The following is a 16,533-nucleotide window of genomic DNA, read 5'->3' as shown; positions in this document are numbered from 1 at the left end:
GGGAGGCCGGGAGGTGGCCCGGCCTCCCCGCGTCAGGGGCGTCAGTTGGTGACGGTGAAGCCCTGCTGGTTGCCGTACTCGGTGATGGCCTTCTGCCAGGAGGCCAGACCCGCGTTCAGGTCGCTGGCGTTGGCGTAGGCGCTACCGGCGTTGTCGTTGAAGATGCTGTTGGCGTACAGCTGGAACGGCAGGTACTCCCAGCCCTTCACGACGTCCTTGCCCGCCTGCGAGAGGACCTGGTTGATCTTCTGGCCGCCGAAGTACGCGGACTCGGCGTTCAGGAACGCGTCCGACTCGAGCTCCTTGGTGGTGGCCGGGAAGCCGCCGAACTCGATGAACTTGTCGATGCCGCCCTGCTCGTGGTTCAGCCAGCGCACGAAGCCCGCCGCGAGCGCGGGGTTGGCGCTCTGCTTGATGACGGACTGGCCGCCGCCGCCGTTCTCGGCGGTCGCGGGCTTGCCGTCGTAGGTCGGCATCGGGGCCACGGCCCACTTGCCCTTGCCGTCAGGCACGGAGGCCTCGAGGATGCCGGGCATCCAGGCGCCGTTGATCATCGTGACGATGCTGCCGTTGCCCAGGCCCCGGTACCACTCGTCCGACCAGCCGGTGATGGTGGGCGCGGTGAGCTTCTTGGAGACCAGCTTGTTCCAGGTCTCGGTCCACTTCTTGGCGCCCTCGTCCTGCAGGTTCACCTTGACGTTGGTGCCGTCGACGGTGAACGGCTTGCCGCCCGCCTGCCAGATCATGCTGGTGGCGAAGCCGGCGTCACCGGAGTCCGCGGTGATGAACTTGGTGGGGTCCGCGGCGTTCAGCTTCTCGGCGGCGGCGACGTACTCGTCCCAGGTCTTGGGGACCTGGATCTGGTACTGGTCGAACACCTCCTTGTTGTAGAACATCGCCATGGGGCCCGAGTCCTGCGGCAGGCCGAACAGGCCGCCGCCGACCTTCACCGAGTTCCAGGTGGAGGCGGTGTAGTCCTTCTCGTACTCGTTGAACCCGAACTGGCCGAGGTCCAGCAGCGAGTCGGTCATCGCGAACTGCGGCAGGGCCTGGTACTCGACCTGGGCCACGTCGGGCGCGCCCGAGCCGGCCTTGATCGCGTTCTGCAGCTTGGTGTACTGGTCCTTGTTGGTGCCCGCGTTGACGTAGTTCACCTTGACCTGCGGGTACTCCTTCATGAAGGCGTCGACCTGCGCCTGCGCCGAAGGGGTCCAGCTCCAGTAGGTGATCTCGCCACCGGCCTTCAGGGCGGCGTCGACGGCGTCAGCGGTGCCGGTCATGCCCGCCGGCTGGTTCGCGGCGGTGTCGCCGGAGGAGCAGGCGGTGAGCGCGGTGGTGAGCGCGGCGGCCATCGCCACGGCCACCCGCGCGCGGCGGCTGGTGGTAGACATCGGGGGTTTGTCCTCTCGCTTCATTGGGAGACTCGGGTACCGCTCGGGGGTTACTGCTTGACGCTGCCCGCGCTCAGGCCGGACTGCCAGAACCTCTGCATGAAGAGGAAGGCCGCGACGAGGGGGATGATCGTGATCAGCGCGCCGGTGATCACGAGGTGCTGGACGGGCTGGGCGCCCGCGCCGACCGAGGCGGCGTTCCACTGGTTCAGGCCGACGGTCAGCGGGTACCAGTCCGGCTCGCTGAGCATGATCAGCGGCAGGAAGTAGTTGTTCCAGGTGGCCACGACCGCGAACAGCGCGACCGTGACGATGCCGGGGGCGAGCAGGCGCAGCGTCACCGAGAAGAAGATCCGCACCTCGCTCGCGCCGTCCAGGCGGGCCGCCTCCATCAGCTCCTCCGGGATCGCGTCCACCGCGTAGGTCCAGATGAGGTAGAGGCCGAACGGGCTGACCAGGGACGGGATGATGATCGCCCAGGGGGTGTTGGTCAGGCCCAGCTCGCTGAACAGCAGGAAGGTGGGGACGGCGAGCGCCGTGCCGGGGATCGCGATCGCGCCGAGCACGATGGCGAACACCACCGGGCGGCCGGGGAAGCGGTACTTGGCCAGGCCGTAGCCCGCGGCGGTGGACAGCAGCGTCGCGCCGCCCGCGCCGACCACCACGTACAGCAGGGTGTTGCCCAGCCAGCGCAGGAAGATCCCGTCGTTGTACGTGAAGGTCTGCTTGATGTTGTCGAACAGCGAGAACGAGTCGCCGAACCACAGGCCGGACGAGGTGTAGAGGTCCGGCTGGCTCTTCGTCGCGCTGATGATCAGCCAGGCCAGCGGCACCAGCGAGTACAGCACGAAGATCGCCATGACGCCGGTGAGCAGCACCGACTTGCGCTTGGGGTTCAACACGGTGGTCTCACGCTCCCTTGCGCGAGCCGCGCAGCTGCACGATCAGGGCGATCACGGTGGTGATCACGCCCATCAGGATGGCCACGGTGGCGGAGTAGTTGTACTGCTGGCCGTTGAAGGACAGGTTGTAGGCGTACATGTTCGGCGTGTAGTAGGTGCTGATCGCGTTGGGCGTCAACGGGCGCAGGATGTTGGGCTCGTTGAACAGCTGGAAGCTGCCGATGATCGAGAAGATCGTCGCGACCACGATGGAACCGCGCAGCGCCGGGAGCTTGACGCTCGTGATGGTGCGGAACGCGCCCGCGCCGTCGATCGCCGCCGCCTCGTACAGGTCCTTCGGGATGATCTTCAGCGCCGAGTAGAAGATCAGCATGTTGTAGCCGATGAACTCCCAGGTGACGATGTTGCCGATGGAGAACAGCACCCAGTCGCCGGAGAGCGGCACCAGCGTCTTGCTGCCGAGCAGGCCGTTGATGTCCGCGGCCAGGCCGAACGTGTCGCCGTAGATGTAGCCCCAGATGAGGGTGGCCACGACCGCGGGCACCGCGTACGGCAGGAAGATCACGATGCGGAAGAAGCCCGCCGCGTGCAGCCGGGCGCTGTCGATCGCCAGCGCCGCGACGAGCGCGAGCAGCAGCATGATCGGCACCTGCACGACCAGGAACACCGAGACCCTGGCGAACGACTCCCAGAACTTCGAGTCGCCGAGGACCTGGATGTAGTTGTCGAACCCGACGAAGGTGCTACCGCCGAAGAAGGCCTGCTCGCGGAAGAGGCTCAGCCCGATCGCGTATCCGATCGGCGCGAGGAAGGCCAGTGCGAACACCAGCAGGAACGGCGCCACGAACACCCATCCGAAGCGGTGCGTGCGTCGCTGCTGCGAACGCGCTCGGCGTGCCGGCCGTACGACGGCCGGTACCGACGTGGACGTCATCGTCCCCCCGTTGGTCCGCCGCGAACCCTGAGGTCACGCGGGATGTTTACGCAAACATTTGCCGGGGACCGTAACCCCTGGACCGCCGCGTGTCCAGACACCGTTCTGAGACGTTCGGGCGTACCGGGTGCTCCGAGCGGCCCCTCGCGCAGGTGCGGCGCGCGGACCACGCGGAGCGGGGGCCCGTCAACGGGGAGGCATTCACGGTTGAATTTTCCGGTTGAACCGTTGATCGATTCAGCACGTACCCCCCTAACTTGTCCGAACCAATTAGGGGAATGCGCCTTCGGACTGCTTCGACCCCTTATGGCGCGGATTACTCCCAAGATCGTTGACAATTCCTGCGGAGGTTCGTAGCTTTCGTCGCCGTAACCCGTCCCACTCGGGAGGAGCGCAGTGCGCATCAGATCCAGGAAGACGTTCCACCTCGCTGTCGCGGCACTGGCCGCGGTGGCGGCGGTCGGCGTGGTGAACGCGGCGACGCCGTCGACCGCGCAGGCCGCGGGAAGCAGTTTCCCGAGCGCCAAGGGAACGCCGCAGCCGGTCTCGAAGAGCATCGAGGTCGGCAAGTCGCTCGACGGCGGGATGAAGCGCTACTACGGCAGCGGGAAGCTCGGGGGTGACAACCAGAAGGAGGGCCAGGACCCGCTGTTCGTGCTCTCCGACGGGGCAACGCTGTCCAACGTGGTGATCGGCTCCCCGGCCGCCGACGGCGTCCACTGCCTGGGAACTTGCACGCTGAGCAACGTGTGGTGGGAGGACGTCGGCGAGGACGCGGCCACCTTCAAGGGGTCGAAGTCGTCGCAGACGATGACCATCAGCGGCGGCGGGGCCCGCAAGGCGTCGGACAAGGTGTTCCAGCACAACGGTCCGGGCACCATGCACATCAAGAACTTCCAGGTCGACGACTTCGGGAAGCTCTACCGCTCGTGCGGCAACTGCAAGACCCAGCACAAGCGGAACGTGATCATCGAGAACGTCACCGCTTACGCGCCCGGCAAGTCGATGGTGGGCATCAACACCAATTACGGCGACACCGCGAAGATCACGAAGCTGACGGTGGTCGGCGACTCCAAGAAGAAGCTCTCGGTGTGCGACAAGTACACCGGGACCACCAAGGGCGAGCCGAAGAAGACGGGCAGCGGGCCGGATGGCAAGCACTGCCAGTACTCGACCTCGGACGTGACCTACAAGTAGTCACCGGGAAAGCGCCGGACACCCTGCGGCCGGGCGGGGTGCCCGGCGCTTTTCGCTGCGCGGGCGGGGTTTCCGGGCCGGTGACGGGGGTCACGTCCACGGGGTCCCTAGCGCAGATTGTTGCGCTTTGGCAACGGCCGTTCAGGTGGTGTGGGACGGGTGCGCTTCGGGTGCGTTCCGGGTGCCCGTCGGGTGCCGTTCGGGCTTGGGGCAGGGGTGCGTGCCCGCTGCCAACCCGTTTGCGGCGGGTGCGGGGAGCGGGGAGCATCGGTGCGTGCCCGATTCCCGGCCCGCAGCGGCCTTCCTGGAGACCGGGCGACTGCGCCTGCGGGCGTTCACCCCGGACGACGCCGAGCGCCTGCGAGAGCTCGACTCGGACCCCGACGTCATGCGGTTCCTCACCGGCGGCGCGCCGACCGGGATGGACGTGGTGCGCGAGCGCGTCCTGCCCCGGCTCCTGCACGTCCACCCGTGCCTGGGCACGCGCGGCTACTGGGCGGCCGAGGAGCGGGGCGGTGGGGAGTTCCTGGGGTGGTTCGAGTTCCGGCCGCTCGACGAGGGCACGCCGGCCGTCGTGGAGCTGGGGTACCGGCTGCGCAAGTCCGCCTGGGGCAGGGGCTACGCGACCGAGGGGTCGCGGGCGCTGATCGACAAGGGGTTCGCCGAGCTGGGCGTCGAGCGGGTCACCGCGAACACCATGGCGGTCAACAGCGGGTCCCGGCGGGTGATGGAGAAGTCCGGGCTGGTGCTCCTGCGCTCGTTCACCGGGGAGTGGCCGGACCCGATCCCCGGTTCCGAGCACGGCGAGGTCGAGTACGGGCTGACCCGCGCCGAGTGGAGCCGGGGCCGGTAGCGGTCCGGCCCCACCGCCTCAGCCACCTCCTCAGCCCACCGCCTCGGCCCACCGCCTCAGCCGACTTCCTCGGCCCCCGCGCGCAGGTCGGCCAGCAGGTCGGCGACGCCGCCGCGCGCCCGGCCGACCACCCGGCCGCTGGTCCGCACCACCACGTCGGTCGACTGCGCGGCCCGGAACCCGGCCGCGACCAGACGCCACCACAGGTCCCGGTCCTCGCCGCTGCTCAGCGGCCGGTACCCGCCCACCGCGAGGAAAGCGCTCCCCCGCACCCCGAAGTCGGCCCCGTGCACCGGAGTCCGGGTCTCGCGGGCGAGGAAACCCCGGTAGCGCCGGGACAGCTCCGCCTCCAGCCCCACCACCTCCACCCGCCCGGTCACCACGTCGGCGCCCTCCGCCGCGTGCGCCAGGTGCCGCGTCACCCAGTCCGGCCCGACGACGCTGTCCGCGTCGCTGCCCAGCAGCCACGTGCGCGCCGGGTCGCCGCCCAGCAGCGCGAGCGCGTGCCGCGTCCCGAGGTCCCGCACCTGCCCGAGCGCCAGCTCCGCGCGCTGCTCCAGCACGACGGCCCCGGCCGCGCGGGCGAGCCCGGCGGTGTCGTCGGCGCACCGGTCGGCCACCACGCACACCACCGACCGCACCGGGCACGCCTCCAGCGCCCGCAGCGCCGCCCGCACCGCGTCGCCGACCGTGCCCGCCTCGTCGCGCGCGGGCACCACCACCCCGACCGCCTCGATCATCGACGGCGCAGCACGTGCAGGACGTAGTCCTGCTCCACCCGCTCCAGCACGGGCTCCAGCTCCGGGCGCGCCAGCAGCACCCGGTGCGCGGCCTCGCCGTCGCGGGGCGCCTCGGGGGCCCAGTGCCGCCAGTGCACGGCGACCAGGTCGCCGCCGGGCTCCAGCAGCCCCAGCAACCGGTCAAGGCTCGCGTGGAGGTCGTCGTCGCCCAGGTAGTAGAGGATCTCGCTGAGCACCACCAGGTCCACCCGCTCGTTCGGCACGGACCCCGGCAGCGCGCCGTGCAGGACCCGCGCCCCGCGCGCGGTGGCCAGCGCCCGCCGCACCGCCCTGGGCACCGGGTCGAACGCGGTGACCCGGTCGCAGCGCGCCACCAGCTCGCGGGTCAGCTCGCCCGCGCCGCAGGCCGGTTCCAGCGCGTGCCGGTACCGCTCGCGGGGCAGCGCGGCCAGCAGCGCGGCGCGCTTGCCCTTCTCGTACCGGGAACCCGCGGTGTCCCAGGGGTCCGCGCTGCCCCGGTACAGCTCGGCGAACCGGGACAGCGGCGCGCTGGCGGCGCGGGGCTCGCGGAAGAGCACCTCGTCCTCGCGGTCGAAGTGCGTGAGCATCGACGAGTCCACGATCGGCTCCTCACCGTGCGGGCCGGGTTCCAGCTGGGAGGCGAACGCGTGGATCCCGCGCTGCTTGCGCTCGCGCTCCTGCGGCGTGAGCCGGTGCGCCGAGGCGAGCTGCCAGGGCAGCGCGGAGTCGGTGCTCATCCAGTGCCACATCCAGATCGGGTAGGACCAGCGGTGCGCGCGGGCGGGGGCGGCGGCGAGCGCGGCCCTGCCGACCGCGGCGTGGTCGGGGTGGGGGTCGTGCGGCCAGGGCAGGAGCACGAGGTCGGCGTCGCGGGTCAGCTCGGCCAGGCGGCGGGTCAGCTCCGGTTCGACGTCGGCGAGCCCGGAGTCGGGCAGCCCCAACCAGTTCGGCTCGACGCCGGTCAGCCCTTGGGCCTTCAGCGCCGCCACCATCTCCCGCCTGCGCCGGGCGCCCAGCTCGGCGCGCCCCGCCGCGTCCAGCGCGGGGAACGCGGCCTCGCCGTCGCTGGCGACGACCAGGCGGACGCTGGTCCCGCCCGCGTGCAAGCGCTGCACGACCCCGCCTGCCCCGAGGGTCTCGTCGTCGGGGTGGGCGGCCACGACGACCGCCACGCGCGGGTTCCCCAGGTGGACCGGGGGCAGCGCGAGGGTGGGCAGGAACTCCGCCCACTCGTGCTCCGGGGTCACGCTCTCGCCCACGCGCGCTCCTCTCCGAGGCCCTCGGTTTCCCCTTGCGGCGCAAACTCTTCCCCGTCGCCGGGGGTGGCGCGGGCTCCCTCCGCGCCACCCCCGGCTCCCCCGGCGGCGCGGTCCCCGTCCGCGCGCCTCGCCTCCAGCACCAGCCGCCCCAGTTCCGCGAGGTCCCGTTCGGCGTGGTGCTGCCGCACGTACAGCTGGAGGTCCGCCAGCGCCTGCGCGAAGCCCCGGTCCCAGGACAGCGGTCCCGGTCCGGTGGCGCGCGGCAGCAGGTCCATGACCGTCCACGCGGTGCGCTCGGCGCTGGCGCGCAACGCGTGCACCGCGATCGCGGGGTCGGCGTCGGGCCTGGCGTCGATGCCGTCCGCCGTGGCCCGCAGCAGCGCGGCGGTCCCGCGCAGCGCGGCGTGCAGGGCGCCCAGGTGCGCCAGGCGGTGCTCGTCCACCCGCGCCGACCCGCGCAGGTGCCGCACCAGCCGCTCGACCAGCCCGGTGCTGCCGCCGTGCCACACCGCCGCGACTCCCCCGCCGCCCCACAGGAAACCGGGGCGGTTCGCGTAGAAGCCCGCGGGTCCGACGATCCGGGTGGCGGGCACCGCGTCGAAGGTGACGTCGGCGCTGTCGGAGGCGTCCATGCCGATGGCGCGCCAGGAGTCGCCGTCGCGGCGCACGCGCGGGTCGGTCAGGTCGACGTCGACCAGGACGTCGCCGTCCTCGCGGGCCGCGACGACCAGCGCCCGGTCGAGCCCGTGCGCGCCGGAGCAGAACCGCACGGCGCCGGTGAGCGCGCCGTCCCGCAGCGCCGCGCCCGTGCCGCCCGCCTTGGACGCCCAGACCCCGTACAGGCCGGGCAGGACCTCCTCGTCCGCCTCGCCCAGGATCGCCACCGCGTCCACGTGGCCCTCGGCGAGCCGGGCGAGCGCCAGGTCCCGCCTGCCGAGCGCGGCGAGCGCCTCCCAGCGGACGGCGGTCGAGCCGCCGCCGGGCCGGGGGAGGTCGAGCGCGCCCAGTTCCAGGAGTTCGCGCAGGGAGTGGACGACCGAGGCGGCCGTGCGGTGGTCGGGCATGACCGCAGATACCTCTCGCCGACCACTTCAAACACGAAGTGGGTGTGATCGGCGACACCCCCGATTTGGACACTCTGTCCAGACTTGGGACACATCGTCTATATTCCATCCCATGCCCGCGAAACCCGATCCGAGCGCCGACGCGATCCTGGGCGCGCTGAAGGCGGTGCTGCCCGGACTGGCCGCCACGTTCGGCCGGTCCTGCGAGGTGGTGCTGCACGACTACCGCGTCCCGGAGCGCTCGGTGGTGGCCGTGGCGGGCGAGGTCACGGGCCGCCACGTGGGCGGCGCGATGAGCGAGATCGGCCTGTCCGTGCTGGCGCGCGGCGACGAGGCCGAGCCGATCCTGGGCCAGCTCACCCGCACCCCGTCCGGCCGCCTGGTGAAGTCGTCCACGCTGCCGCTGCGCGACGCGCGCGGCCGGGTGTTCGGCGCGCTGTGCGTGAACCTGGACGCCACCGCGCTCCAGCAGGTCGGCGACCTGCTCAGCGACCTGCTCGGCGGGACCGCGCAGCCCACGCCCACGACGTTCACCGACGACGTCGAGCAGGTGCTGGACGCGGTGATCCGCGCGGAGACCCCCGGTGACCCGGCCGCGCTGCCGAGGGCCGACCGGTTGCCGCTGATCGCGGCGCTGGACCGCAGGGGCGTGTTCCGGCTGCGCGGCGCGGCCCCGAGGGTCGCCGCGCGGCTGGGCGTGTCCCGCGCCTCGCTCTACGCGGACCTCGCCGAGTGCCGCAGGAACCCCGACCACCGGACGGAGCCCACCGCATGACGCCGCCCACCCCGCACCTGCGCCTGGACCGCGAGGTCCTGCGGCGCAACGCCGACCGGTTGCGCGCCAGGATCACCGCGCTGGGACCGGTGCTGCGCCCGCACGTGAAGACCTCGAAGTCCCCCAGGGTCGCGGAGGTGCTGCTCGGCGGCGCGCCCGGCCCGATCACGGTGTCGACGCTGCGCGAGGCCGAGGTGTTCGCCGACGCCGGGTACGACGACGTCCTGTACGCGGTGGGCATCGCACCGTCCAAGCTGGACCGGGTGCGCGCGCTGCGCGAGCGCGGCGTGGACCTGGTGGTGCTGCTGGACAGCGTCGAGCAGGCGGAGGCCGTTGCGGGGCAAGGGGTTCCGGCGCTGCTGGAGGTGGACTGCGACGGGCACCGGGGCGGGGTGCCGCCGGACTCCCCCGCGGTGCTGGAGATCGCGGGCGTGCTGGGCGGGGACCTGCTGCGCGGGGTGCTGACCCACGCGGGCGAGTCGTACTTCCGGTACACCCCCGAGGAGCTGGCGCTGGCCGCCGAGCACGAGCGCGCCACCGCCGTGCGGGTCGCGGAGGCCTTGCGCGCAGGCGGCTTCCCCTGCCCGGTGGTGAGCGTCGGCTCGACCCCGACGGCGCACGCCGCGCGCGACCTGACCGGCGTGACGGAGGTCCGCGCGGGCAACTACGCGTTCTTCGACCTGGTCATGGCGGGCGTCGGCGTGTGCGGGCTGGCGGACCTGGCGCTGTCCGTGGTGGTCACCGTGATCGGGCACCGGCGGGAGCGCGGCTGGATCATGACCGACGGCGGCTGGATGGCGACCTCCCGCGACCGGGGCACCGGGGTGCAGGCGGTGGACCAGGCGTACGGCGTGGTGGCGCTGGAGGACGGCGGCGTGGTGCCGGACCTGCTGATGGTGGGCGCCTCCCAGGAGCACGGGGTGCTGGGGATGCGCGAGGGCAGCGCCCGCGAGCTGCCGGACTTCCCGGTGGGCACGAGGTTGCGCGTGCTGCCCGTGCACGCCTGCGCGACGGCGGCCCAGCACGGCGAGTACCACGTGGTCGGCGGCGGGCGGGCGCCCGAGGTGTGGGCGCGGGTGACCGGGTGGTGAACGCGGTGCGGGTGCTGCCGGAGGAGCGGAGCGCCGAGCTGGCGACCCCGGAGCTGGCGTTCGGGGCCGCGCGGGCGGCGCTGCTGGCGGCGGCGGGCGGGGACGCCACGACGTTCCCGGTGGTCGTCGGCCACGCGCACGAGCGGGCGAACCGGTTCACGGTGAAGTCCGCCTCCACCCCGGAGGTGGCGGGGGTGAAGGTCGGCACGTACTGGCCGGGCAACGCGGACGTGCCCAGGCACAACTCGACGATCCTGCTGCTGGACGGCGGGACCGGCCGGTTGGCCGCCGTGGTGGAGGCGGGCGCGGCGAACGCCCTGCGCACGGCGGCGGCGGACGCGGTGGCCGTGGACGCGTTGTCCCGCGAGGACTCCCGCACGCTGGCGATCTTCGGCGCGGGCCACCAGGCGCTGCACGAGTGCGTGGCGGTGGCGCGGGTTCGGCGGCTGGAGCGGATCGCGGTGGTGGCGCGCGGCGGAGGCGAGGAGTTCGTGTCGGCGCTGCGCGCGAGGGGCCTGCCCGCCGAGCTGGACACCCCGGAGTCGGCGTGCGCCAGCGACGTCGTGGTCACGGCGACCACGGCGCGCGCCCCGCTGTTCGACGCGCGCTGGCTGCGCCCCGGCGCGCACGTGTCCAGCATGGGCTCGGACGCGCGGGGCAAGCAGGAACTCCCGCCCGAGCTGCTGGCGACCGCGACCCTGTTCTGCGACCTGCCCGAGCAGTCCAGGGAGATCGGCGAGTTCCAGCACGCCCCCGCCGACGCGCGGGTGACCGCGCTGGGCCACGTCCTGTCGGGCGCGGCGCCGGGCAGGCGGTCGCCGGAGGAGATCACCGCGTTCGACAGCTCCGGCCTGGCCGTGCAGGACCTGCACCTGGCGCTGGCGCTGCTGGCGGCGGACCGGGGCTCGGGGTGAGGGCCACGGGATGGGCGCAGCTGTTTCGCGGCCGTTCGACCACACCCGCGCGCCGCGTCGAGCTGAATTCCTTCGACGTCGTTTCACCTACCTGAATCCTTTGCCCCGAAGGAAATCCCCCGTTGACAGCGCGCATTTCCGGTCCGTAGCGTCCGTTCCGCCCCGCACTCCGGTTCCGCTGCCGCGAGACCTCGGGAGGAACAACAAAGGTGTTGACTCGTCGAATCCTGTCCGGAATGGGCGCGCTGCTGCTGGCCGCGGTGACGGTCGCGGCGGGCGCGGGGAGCGCGTCGGCCGCCGGGAGCACGTTCCCGTCGCCGAACGGCTCGCAGGGGGTCGGGGCGAAGATCAAGGTGTCCGGGTCGTACGACGGTGGCCTCAAGCGGTTCTACGGCACCGGCGACCTGGGCAACGGTGGTCAGGACGAGGGGCAGTCGCCGCTCTTCGAGCTGGCCAACGGGGCCACGCTGTCCAACGTCGTGCTCGGCTCGCCCGCCGCCGACGGCGTGCACTGCCTGGGCGCCTGCACGCTGAACAACGTGTGGTGGGAGGACGTCGGCGAGGACGCCGCGACGCTCAAGGGCTCCTCCTCGTCGCAGAAGATGACCGTGAACGGCGGCGGGGCGCGGAAGGCGTCGGACAAGGTGTTCCAGCACAACGGGCCGGGCACGATCCACATCAAGAACTTCCAGGTCGACGATTTCGGGAAGCTCTACCGCTCGTGCGGCAACTGCGGCACGCAGTACAAGCGGAATGTGATCCTGGAGAACGTGACCGCGTACTCGCCGGGCAAGGTCCTCGCCGGGATCAACACGAACTACGGCGACACCGCGAAGTACACGAACGTCACGATCGTCGGCGACAGCAGCAAGAAGATCGTGGTGTGCGAGAAGTACAAGGGCGTCACGAGCGGCGAGCCGAGCAAGATCGGCAGCGGTCCGGACAGCACGAACTGCCTGTACTCCTCGTCGAACATCACCTACCGGTAGGCGAGCGGTCCGGCGATCGGGTGGTCGGGCAGCTCTGGGCGGTCCCGCCCCGCCCTGCGGGGGGGGGGGCGGGGCCGCCGGTCACGCCACCGCGCGCGGGGCGGGCTGCTCGGCGTCCACCCGGACCGCCCGCACCAGGGGCGCCCAGTCGCCCGGCTCGTCCTCGGCCGCCGACAGCAGGTCCAGGAACGCCCGCAGCACCGCGCGCGACCTGCCCGCGCAGTCCGCGCCGAGCTGGTCCGCGCAGTGCCTGGCGAACTCGCGCAGCGCCTCGTCCGGCAGCGCGCCCCGCCCACCGCCCGCGTGCACGTCCCGCACCGCCACCAGCAGCCGGGTGAACTCCTCGCCCTCCAGCGCGCGCAACCGCACCACCGGGCCGAACAGGTCGTCGCCCGCCGCGGGCAGCGCGGTGCGCAGCGCCTCGCAGGTGTGCAGCCCGTAGCGGGGATCGGTGAGCGCGCTGGGGGTCCCGGCGAACAGGTGCGCCAGGTGCGGGCTGCCGCCGCCGAGGCTGTCCTCCACGATCCGCCGCACCCCCTCGTGCTCGGCGGCCCGGTCCGGGGCGGCGGCCAGGGTGTCCAGCTCGTCCAGGCACACCAGCAGACCCCGGTAGCCCGCCATCGTGGTGAACCTGGCCAGCAGCTTGACCCGGTCGGTCAGCGGCACGTCGTCCAGGGTGGCGCGCAGGCCGAGCGCGGCGCGGGCGCGGGCGGGCGGGCACTCGCCGCGCAACCAGCGCAGCGCGTCCACCGCGAGCAGCCCGTCACCGGTGTGGTGGCCGCGCCAGTAGGCGGCGACGGCCTCGGCGAACCCGCCGCCACCGGGCAGCTCCTCCAACCGGGCGGCGCGCTCGCGGATCACCCGCTCCGGGTCGCGACCGCGCTCGCGCGCGACCGTGACGGCGGTGGACGCGAAGCGCTCCACGACGGCCGCCAGCGCGCCGCCGTCCTGGCGGGCCGGGGTGGCGGCGGAGCGGGCCAGCTCGGTGTACAGCGAGCGGGCGCCCTCGGTGGTGGCGAGCGGGGAGCGGTCGGCGGTGAGGTCGGCGCGCAGCACGACCATGCGGCGGTCGAGCGCCAGGCCGCGCACCAGGTTCAGGAAGAACGTGGTGCCGGACCCCGGTTCGCCGATCACGAACCTGGCGGTGGAGCCGCCGTCGACGACGCGGTCCAGGTCGCGCTCCAGCGCGCGCACCTCGCGGTCCCTGCCGACCCTGATGTGCCCGATCCCCAGCAGCGGCGCGGTCTTCGCCCGCAGCGACCGCAGGACGGCGGCGCGCTCGCGAGGGCTGGCGGCGGTCATGCGAGGAGCTCCCCCAGTGCGGTGTCGTTGACCAGCAGGCCGTGCTCGCCGGGTTCGGCGACCGGTTCGCCGCAGGCGGCGACGGCGGCCTCGTTGAGGGCGTCGAGCGCGCCGATCGGGAGCAGGTGCAGGGCGGCGCAGCGGCGGTCGAACTCGGCGCGCGGCCAGAGCGGGCGGGCGGCGAGCTCGCGCAGGAGCGCGGAGTGGCCCGCGTCGAGGCCGGGGACGAGGTCGACGGGCAGGACGGCGCGGCGCGGGGACGGGGTGGTGGGGTCGTCCTCGGCCAGGGTGGCGAGGAGGTGGGAGGTGGTGGGGTCGGCGGGTGCGGGTGCGGGTGCGGGGCGGGGGTCGGGGACCGGGGAGTCGGTGGGGACCGGGGAGTCGTCGGCGGGCGGGGTGGGCGCTGCGGGCAGGGCGGGTGGTTCCGGGGCGGGCGTCAGGTCGATGGTGGCGAGTTCGAGCAGGGCCGGGACCTCGGCGGTGGCGGGGACGGCGGTCGTGATGACCTCGGGTTCCGGCTTCGCGTCGGGTTCCTGCGGCGCTTCGAGCTCGGGGACGGCCCGCGGTTCCGGGGCGGCTTCGAGGACCTGCACCGGCTCGGGTTCCGGCGCGGGTTCCGGTTCCGGCTCGGGTTCCGGCGCGGGCGGGAGTTCCGGGGTCGGGTCGTTCGGGTCCAGCGCGGCGCGCATCCGGCGGAAGACCTGGTCCACGCCCGGTGGCGCGGTGTCGACGCGGGCCGCGCCCGACGCCAGGTCGGCGATGTGCAGGCGCTGCCCCAGGGTGAGCCCGCTGAGGCGTTGCGGCGCGGGTGGCGCGCCGGGGGTGAGGAGCAGGACCGCGTGGGCGTTCAGCCTGGCGACCTCGCCGTCGGTGAGGCGCAGCGCGGTCCCCAGATGCGCGGTCAGGTCGACGCGCTCCGGCTCGGACAGCCCCTCCCCCGACGCGGCCAGCCGCAGCAGGGTGGACGCGGCCCGGTGCTCGGGGGTCGCGGCGTGCGGCAGGTCCTCCGCGTCGGCCACCCGGAACAGGGCCGCCGGGCCGGTCGCGCGCGGTTCCTCCAAGCCCGTGCGGGCGTCCGGTTCGAGGCCGACGCCGAGGTGGCCCAGGAGCCTGGCCGCGCCGATCGCGCCCGCGCCGTCGAACCCGCCCGGCCACAGCGCCACCAGGTCCGCCAGCTCGAACACCCCGAGCGCCGCGCCGTCCGGCAGCACGCGGTCCACCAGCGCGCGGAACGGGTCCAGCGCGGGTTCCTCGCCGGTCACCACGCAGCGGGGCAGCAGGGCCAGCGCGGGCGCGGTGCCCTCGGCGGCCGGGTCGTCCGAGAGCAGGCCGTCGTGGGCCTGGAGCTCGTCGGCGCAGGTGTCGAGCAGCTCGGCCAGCGCCCTGGTCGGCGCGGGGGTGGTGAGCACGTCGGGCAGGTCGGTGGGCACCTCGGCGGGTGGGACGCCCTCGGCGGTGGGGTGGTAGCGGACGGTCAGCGGGGGCGCGGCCGGGTTGATCAGCAGGCCCTCGCCGTGGCGCTCGCGGTAGCGGGCGGTGAACAGCTCGCGGAACCGGGCGCGGGCGCGCGGGGCGTCCAGGGCCGGGTGCAGCAGGGCCCAGGCGTGCGCCCACTCGGCCGGGACCGGTTGACCGGCGGCGGCCAGCTCGCCCAGCGCGACGCGGAGCGCGAGCGGCGGCTCGGGGCGGTCCCAGCGGGCCGGGTCGGGAAGGGGGCGGTCGTCGAGCAGGACGTCGACGAGGTCGAGCAGGGCCGTCGCGGCGCCGTGGAACGGGCGGTGGCGGCCGTAGCGGGCGCGCAGGTCGCGCAGCTCGGCGCGCACGGCGGGCAGGTCGGCGCGGGCCCGGTCGGCGACGACGCGGTGCTCCAGGCCGGCCAGGAACAGGAAGACGTGGCCGACGGGGACGGCGCGGTCGCGGCGGCCGGTCGCGAGCCAGCGCAGGTGCGCGGCCCGGTCGCGGGGGCTCATCGCGTGGTAGGCGGGGTCCGGGTCGCGGTCGGCGGGCTCGGCGGACGGGTCGACCGGGAGGGTGGGGTCGATGACGTGGCCGGTTCCGGGGGCGCCCGCGCGGCCGAGGTAGAGCAGGCCGCCTTCGAGGGTGTGGCCTGCGAAGTGGACGGCGACGCCCTCGGGGAGCCAGAACGGGGGTTCGGCCGGGTCCTCGGGTGGCTGGGGGTCCTCGGGTGGCCGCGGGGCCTCGGCGGCGGGCTCGGGGACGACGGCGGGGACGAACGGGCGCACGCGGTCGGCGGGCGGGGGTTCGTCGGCGGGCGGGTCCTCGTCGGCCGGTTCGTCGGCCGGTTCGTCGAGCGGGAGGAAGGCGGCGGTGTCGGCGGGCTCGAAGGTGCCGGTGGCCGACGCGAAGTGCTCCGGGTCGACGGGCCGTGGTTCGACGGGCCGCAGGTCCTCGGGCCGCGGGTCGACGGGCCACGGATCCTCCGGCTGCGGGTCTTCGGGCCGGGGTTCGGCGGACGCCCACTCGTCGGGGTGGGGGGAACCGGTCGGCCCGCCGGGGGTCCGCGCCGGTTCCGGGTCGTGCTCGGGGTGTTCCGGGTCGGGTAACCCGAGCGCGCGCCGTAACCGATCTGCCAACCCCATCGGGCCTCCCCCGCCGAACGCCGGTCCGGGATTGCTCCGGCCGGACCAGTTGTGGCTTGTCAGCCGCTACGTCGCACACGGGGTGATCACCGTTAGCCCTCGAACGGGTGAACCGCTCCGCGCACCGGAAGTGGCGGCCTGCGCCAAACGCCCCCTTGACGCTCACCCGCTCGGCGGGCAGGCTCTATGAAGATCGTTTGTTAGCGCTAACATCTGTTCAACGGAGAACCGATGCCCACGGCCCGGCACCCCGCGCCGCGCAGCAGCGCGGAACCCCAGACCGCCGCACCACGACTCCGGGGCGGACCACCGCCACGACCAGCACTGGCGCTCCCGGCGCCACACCGGGAACGCCCGCACGGGCACGCGCCGAGGCTGCTGGCGACGCGACGTGCGGGAGTGGAACACCGCCCGGATCAGCCGCACCCCTGCCCGGACCGGGCCCGAACGACGCCCGCTCCCCGCCCGCGCCACCGACTCACCGCGCGCTCGACCGAGGCG

14 protein-coding genes are annotated in these 16,533 nt (G+C 73.6%); 6 read left to right on the top strand and 8 right to left on the bottom strand.

Translation table 11 applies throughout. The features are described 5' to 3' along the window. Positions 1-41: 41 nt before the first annotated feature. The 3 genes from AMIR_RS12875 to AMIR_RS12865 are packed head-to-tail and all read right to left on the bottom strand — an operon-like array spanning position 42 to position 3,227. The gene (locus tag AMIR_RS12875; RefSeq protein WP_015801400.1) at positions 42-1,391 is read right to left on the bottom strand and encodes an ABC transporter substrate-binding protein; all 1,350 of its coding nucleotides are present in this window, start codon (positions 1,389-1,391) and stop codon (positions 42-44) included. 50 nt (positions 1,392-1,441) lie between these two features. Then, a complete protein-coding gene (locus AMIR_RS12870) occupies positions 1,442-2,251 on the bottom strand; it encodes a carbohydrate ABC transporter permease (RefSeq protein WP_049797126.1) in 810 nt (269 codons plus the stop codon). Between the two features lie 49 nt (positions 2,252-2,300). After that, positions 2,301-3,227 (bottom strand): carbohydrate ABC transporter permease, encoded by a 927-nt coding sequence (locus AMIR_RS12865; protein ID WP_041836726.1) that lies wholly within the window; start codon positions 3,225-3,227, stop codon positions 2,301-2,303. Positions 3,228-3,623: 396 nt separating this feature from the next. Between AMIR_RS12865 and AMIR_RS12860 the strand changes: the two genes are divergently transcribed. Both AMIR_RS12860 and AMIR_RS12855 read left to right on the top strand, forming a co-directional pair. Beyond that, the gene (locus AMIR_RS12860; RefSeq protein WP_015801397.1) at positions 3,624-4,424 is read left to right on the top strand and encodes a pectate lyase; all 801 of its coding nucleotides are present in this window, start codon (positions 3,624-3,626) and stop codon (positions 4,422-4,424) included. A gap of 274 nt (positions 4,425-4,698) precedes the next feature. Continuing rightward, complete coding sequence (locus tag AMIR_RS12855; protein WP_015801396.1) at positions 4,699-5,277, top strand: GNAT family N-acetyltransferase; 579 nt, start codon at positions 4,699-4,701, stop codon at positions 5,275-5,277. A gap of 56 nt (positions 5,278-5,333) precedes the next feature. On the opposite strand, the gene AMIR_RS12850 is transcribed toward AMIR_RS12855, so the two are convergent. Genes AMIR_RS12850 through AMIR_RS12840 form a run of 3 tightly spaced genes read right to left on the bottom strand, consistent with a single transcriptional unit; the run spans position 5,334 to position 8,361 of the window. Continuing rightward, entirely contained in the window at positions 5,334-6,017 is a 684-nt protein-coding gene (locus AMIR_RS12850) for a glycosyltransferase family 2 protein (protein WP_015801395.1), read from the bottom strand. Next, positions 6,014-7,297 (bottom strand): bifunctional PIG-L family deacetylase/class I SAM-dependent methyltransferase, encoded by a 1,284-nt coding sequence (locus AMIR_RS12845; RefSeq protein ID WP_015801394.1) that lies wholly within the window; start codon positions 7,295-7,297, stop codon positions 6,014-6,016. The genes AMIR_RS12850 and AMIR_RS12845 overlap by 4 nt, the downstream gene beginning before the upstream one ends. After that, positions 7,282-8,361 (bottom strand): acyl-CoA dehydrogenase family protein, encoded by a 1,080-nt coding sequence (locus tag AMIR_RS12840; RefSeq protein ID WP_015801393.1) that lies wholly within the window; start codon positions 8,359-8,361, stop codon positions 7,282-7,284. Before AMIR_RS12840 ends, AMIR_RS12845 begins: the two co-directional genes overlap by 16 nt. A 112-nt stretch (positions 8,362-8,473) precedes the next feature. Here AMIR_RS12840 and AMIR_RS12835 point away from each other — a divergent pair, with 112 nt between their 5' ends. From AMIR_RS12835 to AMIR_RS12820, 4 genes are all read left to right on the top strand, one after another. Then, entirely contained in the window at positions 8,474-9,136 is a 663-nt protein-coding gene (locus AMIR_RS12835; protein ID WP_015801392.1) for a helix-turn-helix transcriptional regulator, read from the top strand. Continuing rightward, positions 9,133-10,227: an alanine racemase gene (locus AMIR_RS12830; protein WP_015801391.1), complete on the top strand. Its 1,095-nt coding sequence runs from the start codon at positions 9,133-9,135 to the stop codon at positions 10,225-10,227. The genes AMIR_RS12835 and AMIR_RS12830 overlap by 4 nt, the downstream gene beginning before the upstream one ends. Next, positions 10,221-11,141, top strand: coding sequence for an ornithine cyclodeaminase family protein (locus AMIR_RS12825; protein ID WP_222840726.1), 921 nt, complete (start codon positions 10,221-10,223; stop codon positions 11,139-11,141). Before AMIR_RS12830 ends, AMIR_RS12825 begins: the two co-directional genes overlap by 7 nt. A 236-nt stretch (positions 11,142-11,377) precedes the next feature. Next, positions 11,378-12,130 (top strand): pectate lyase, encoded by a 753-nt coding sequence (locus AMIR_RS12820; RefSeq protein WP_085945021.1) that lies wholly within the window; start codon positions 11,378-11,380, stop codon positions 12,128-12,130. A gap of 81 nt (positions 12,131-12,211) precedes the next feature. Here the strand turns inward: AMIR_RS12820 and AMIR_RS12815 are convergent, their stop codons facing one another. Then, positions 12,212-13,432 (bottom strand): BREX system ATP-binding domain-containing protein, encoded by a 1,221-nt coding sequence (locus AMIR_RS12815; protein ID WP_015801388.1) that lies wholly within the window; start codon positions 13,430-13,432, stop codon positions 12,212-12,214. Next, positions 13,429-16,032: a TerB N- and C- terminal domain-containing protein gene (locus AMIR_RS12810; RefSeq protein WP_015801387.1), complete on the bottom strand. Its 2,604-nt coding sequence runs from the start codon at positions 16,030-16,032 to the stop codon at positions 13,429-13,431. Before AMIR_RS12810 ends, AMIR_RS12815 begins: the two co-directional genes overlap by 4 nt. Positions 16,033-16,533 lie beyond the last annotated feature (501 nt).

This window comes from Actinosynnema mirum DSM 43827 (assembly GCF_000023245.1).
Taxonomy (GTDB): Bacteria; Actinomycetota; Actinomycetes; order Mycobacteriales; family Pseudonocardiaceae; genus Actinosynnema; species Actinosynnema mirum.
The sequence above is the reverse complement of the archived record's forward strand: the minus strand, read 5'-3'. Positions and strand labels throughout refer to the sequence as shown.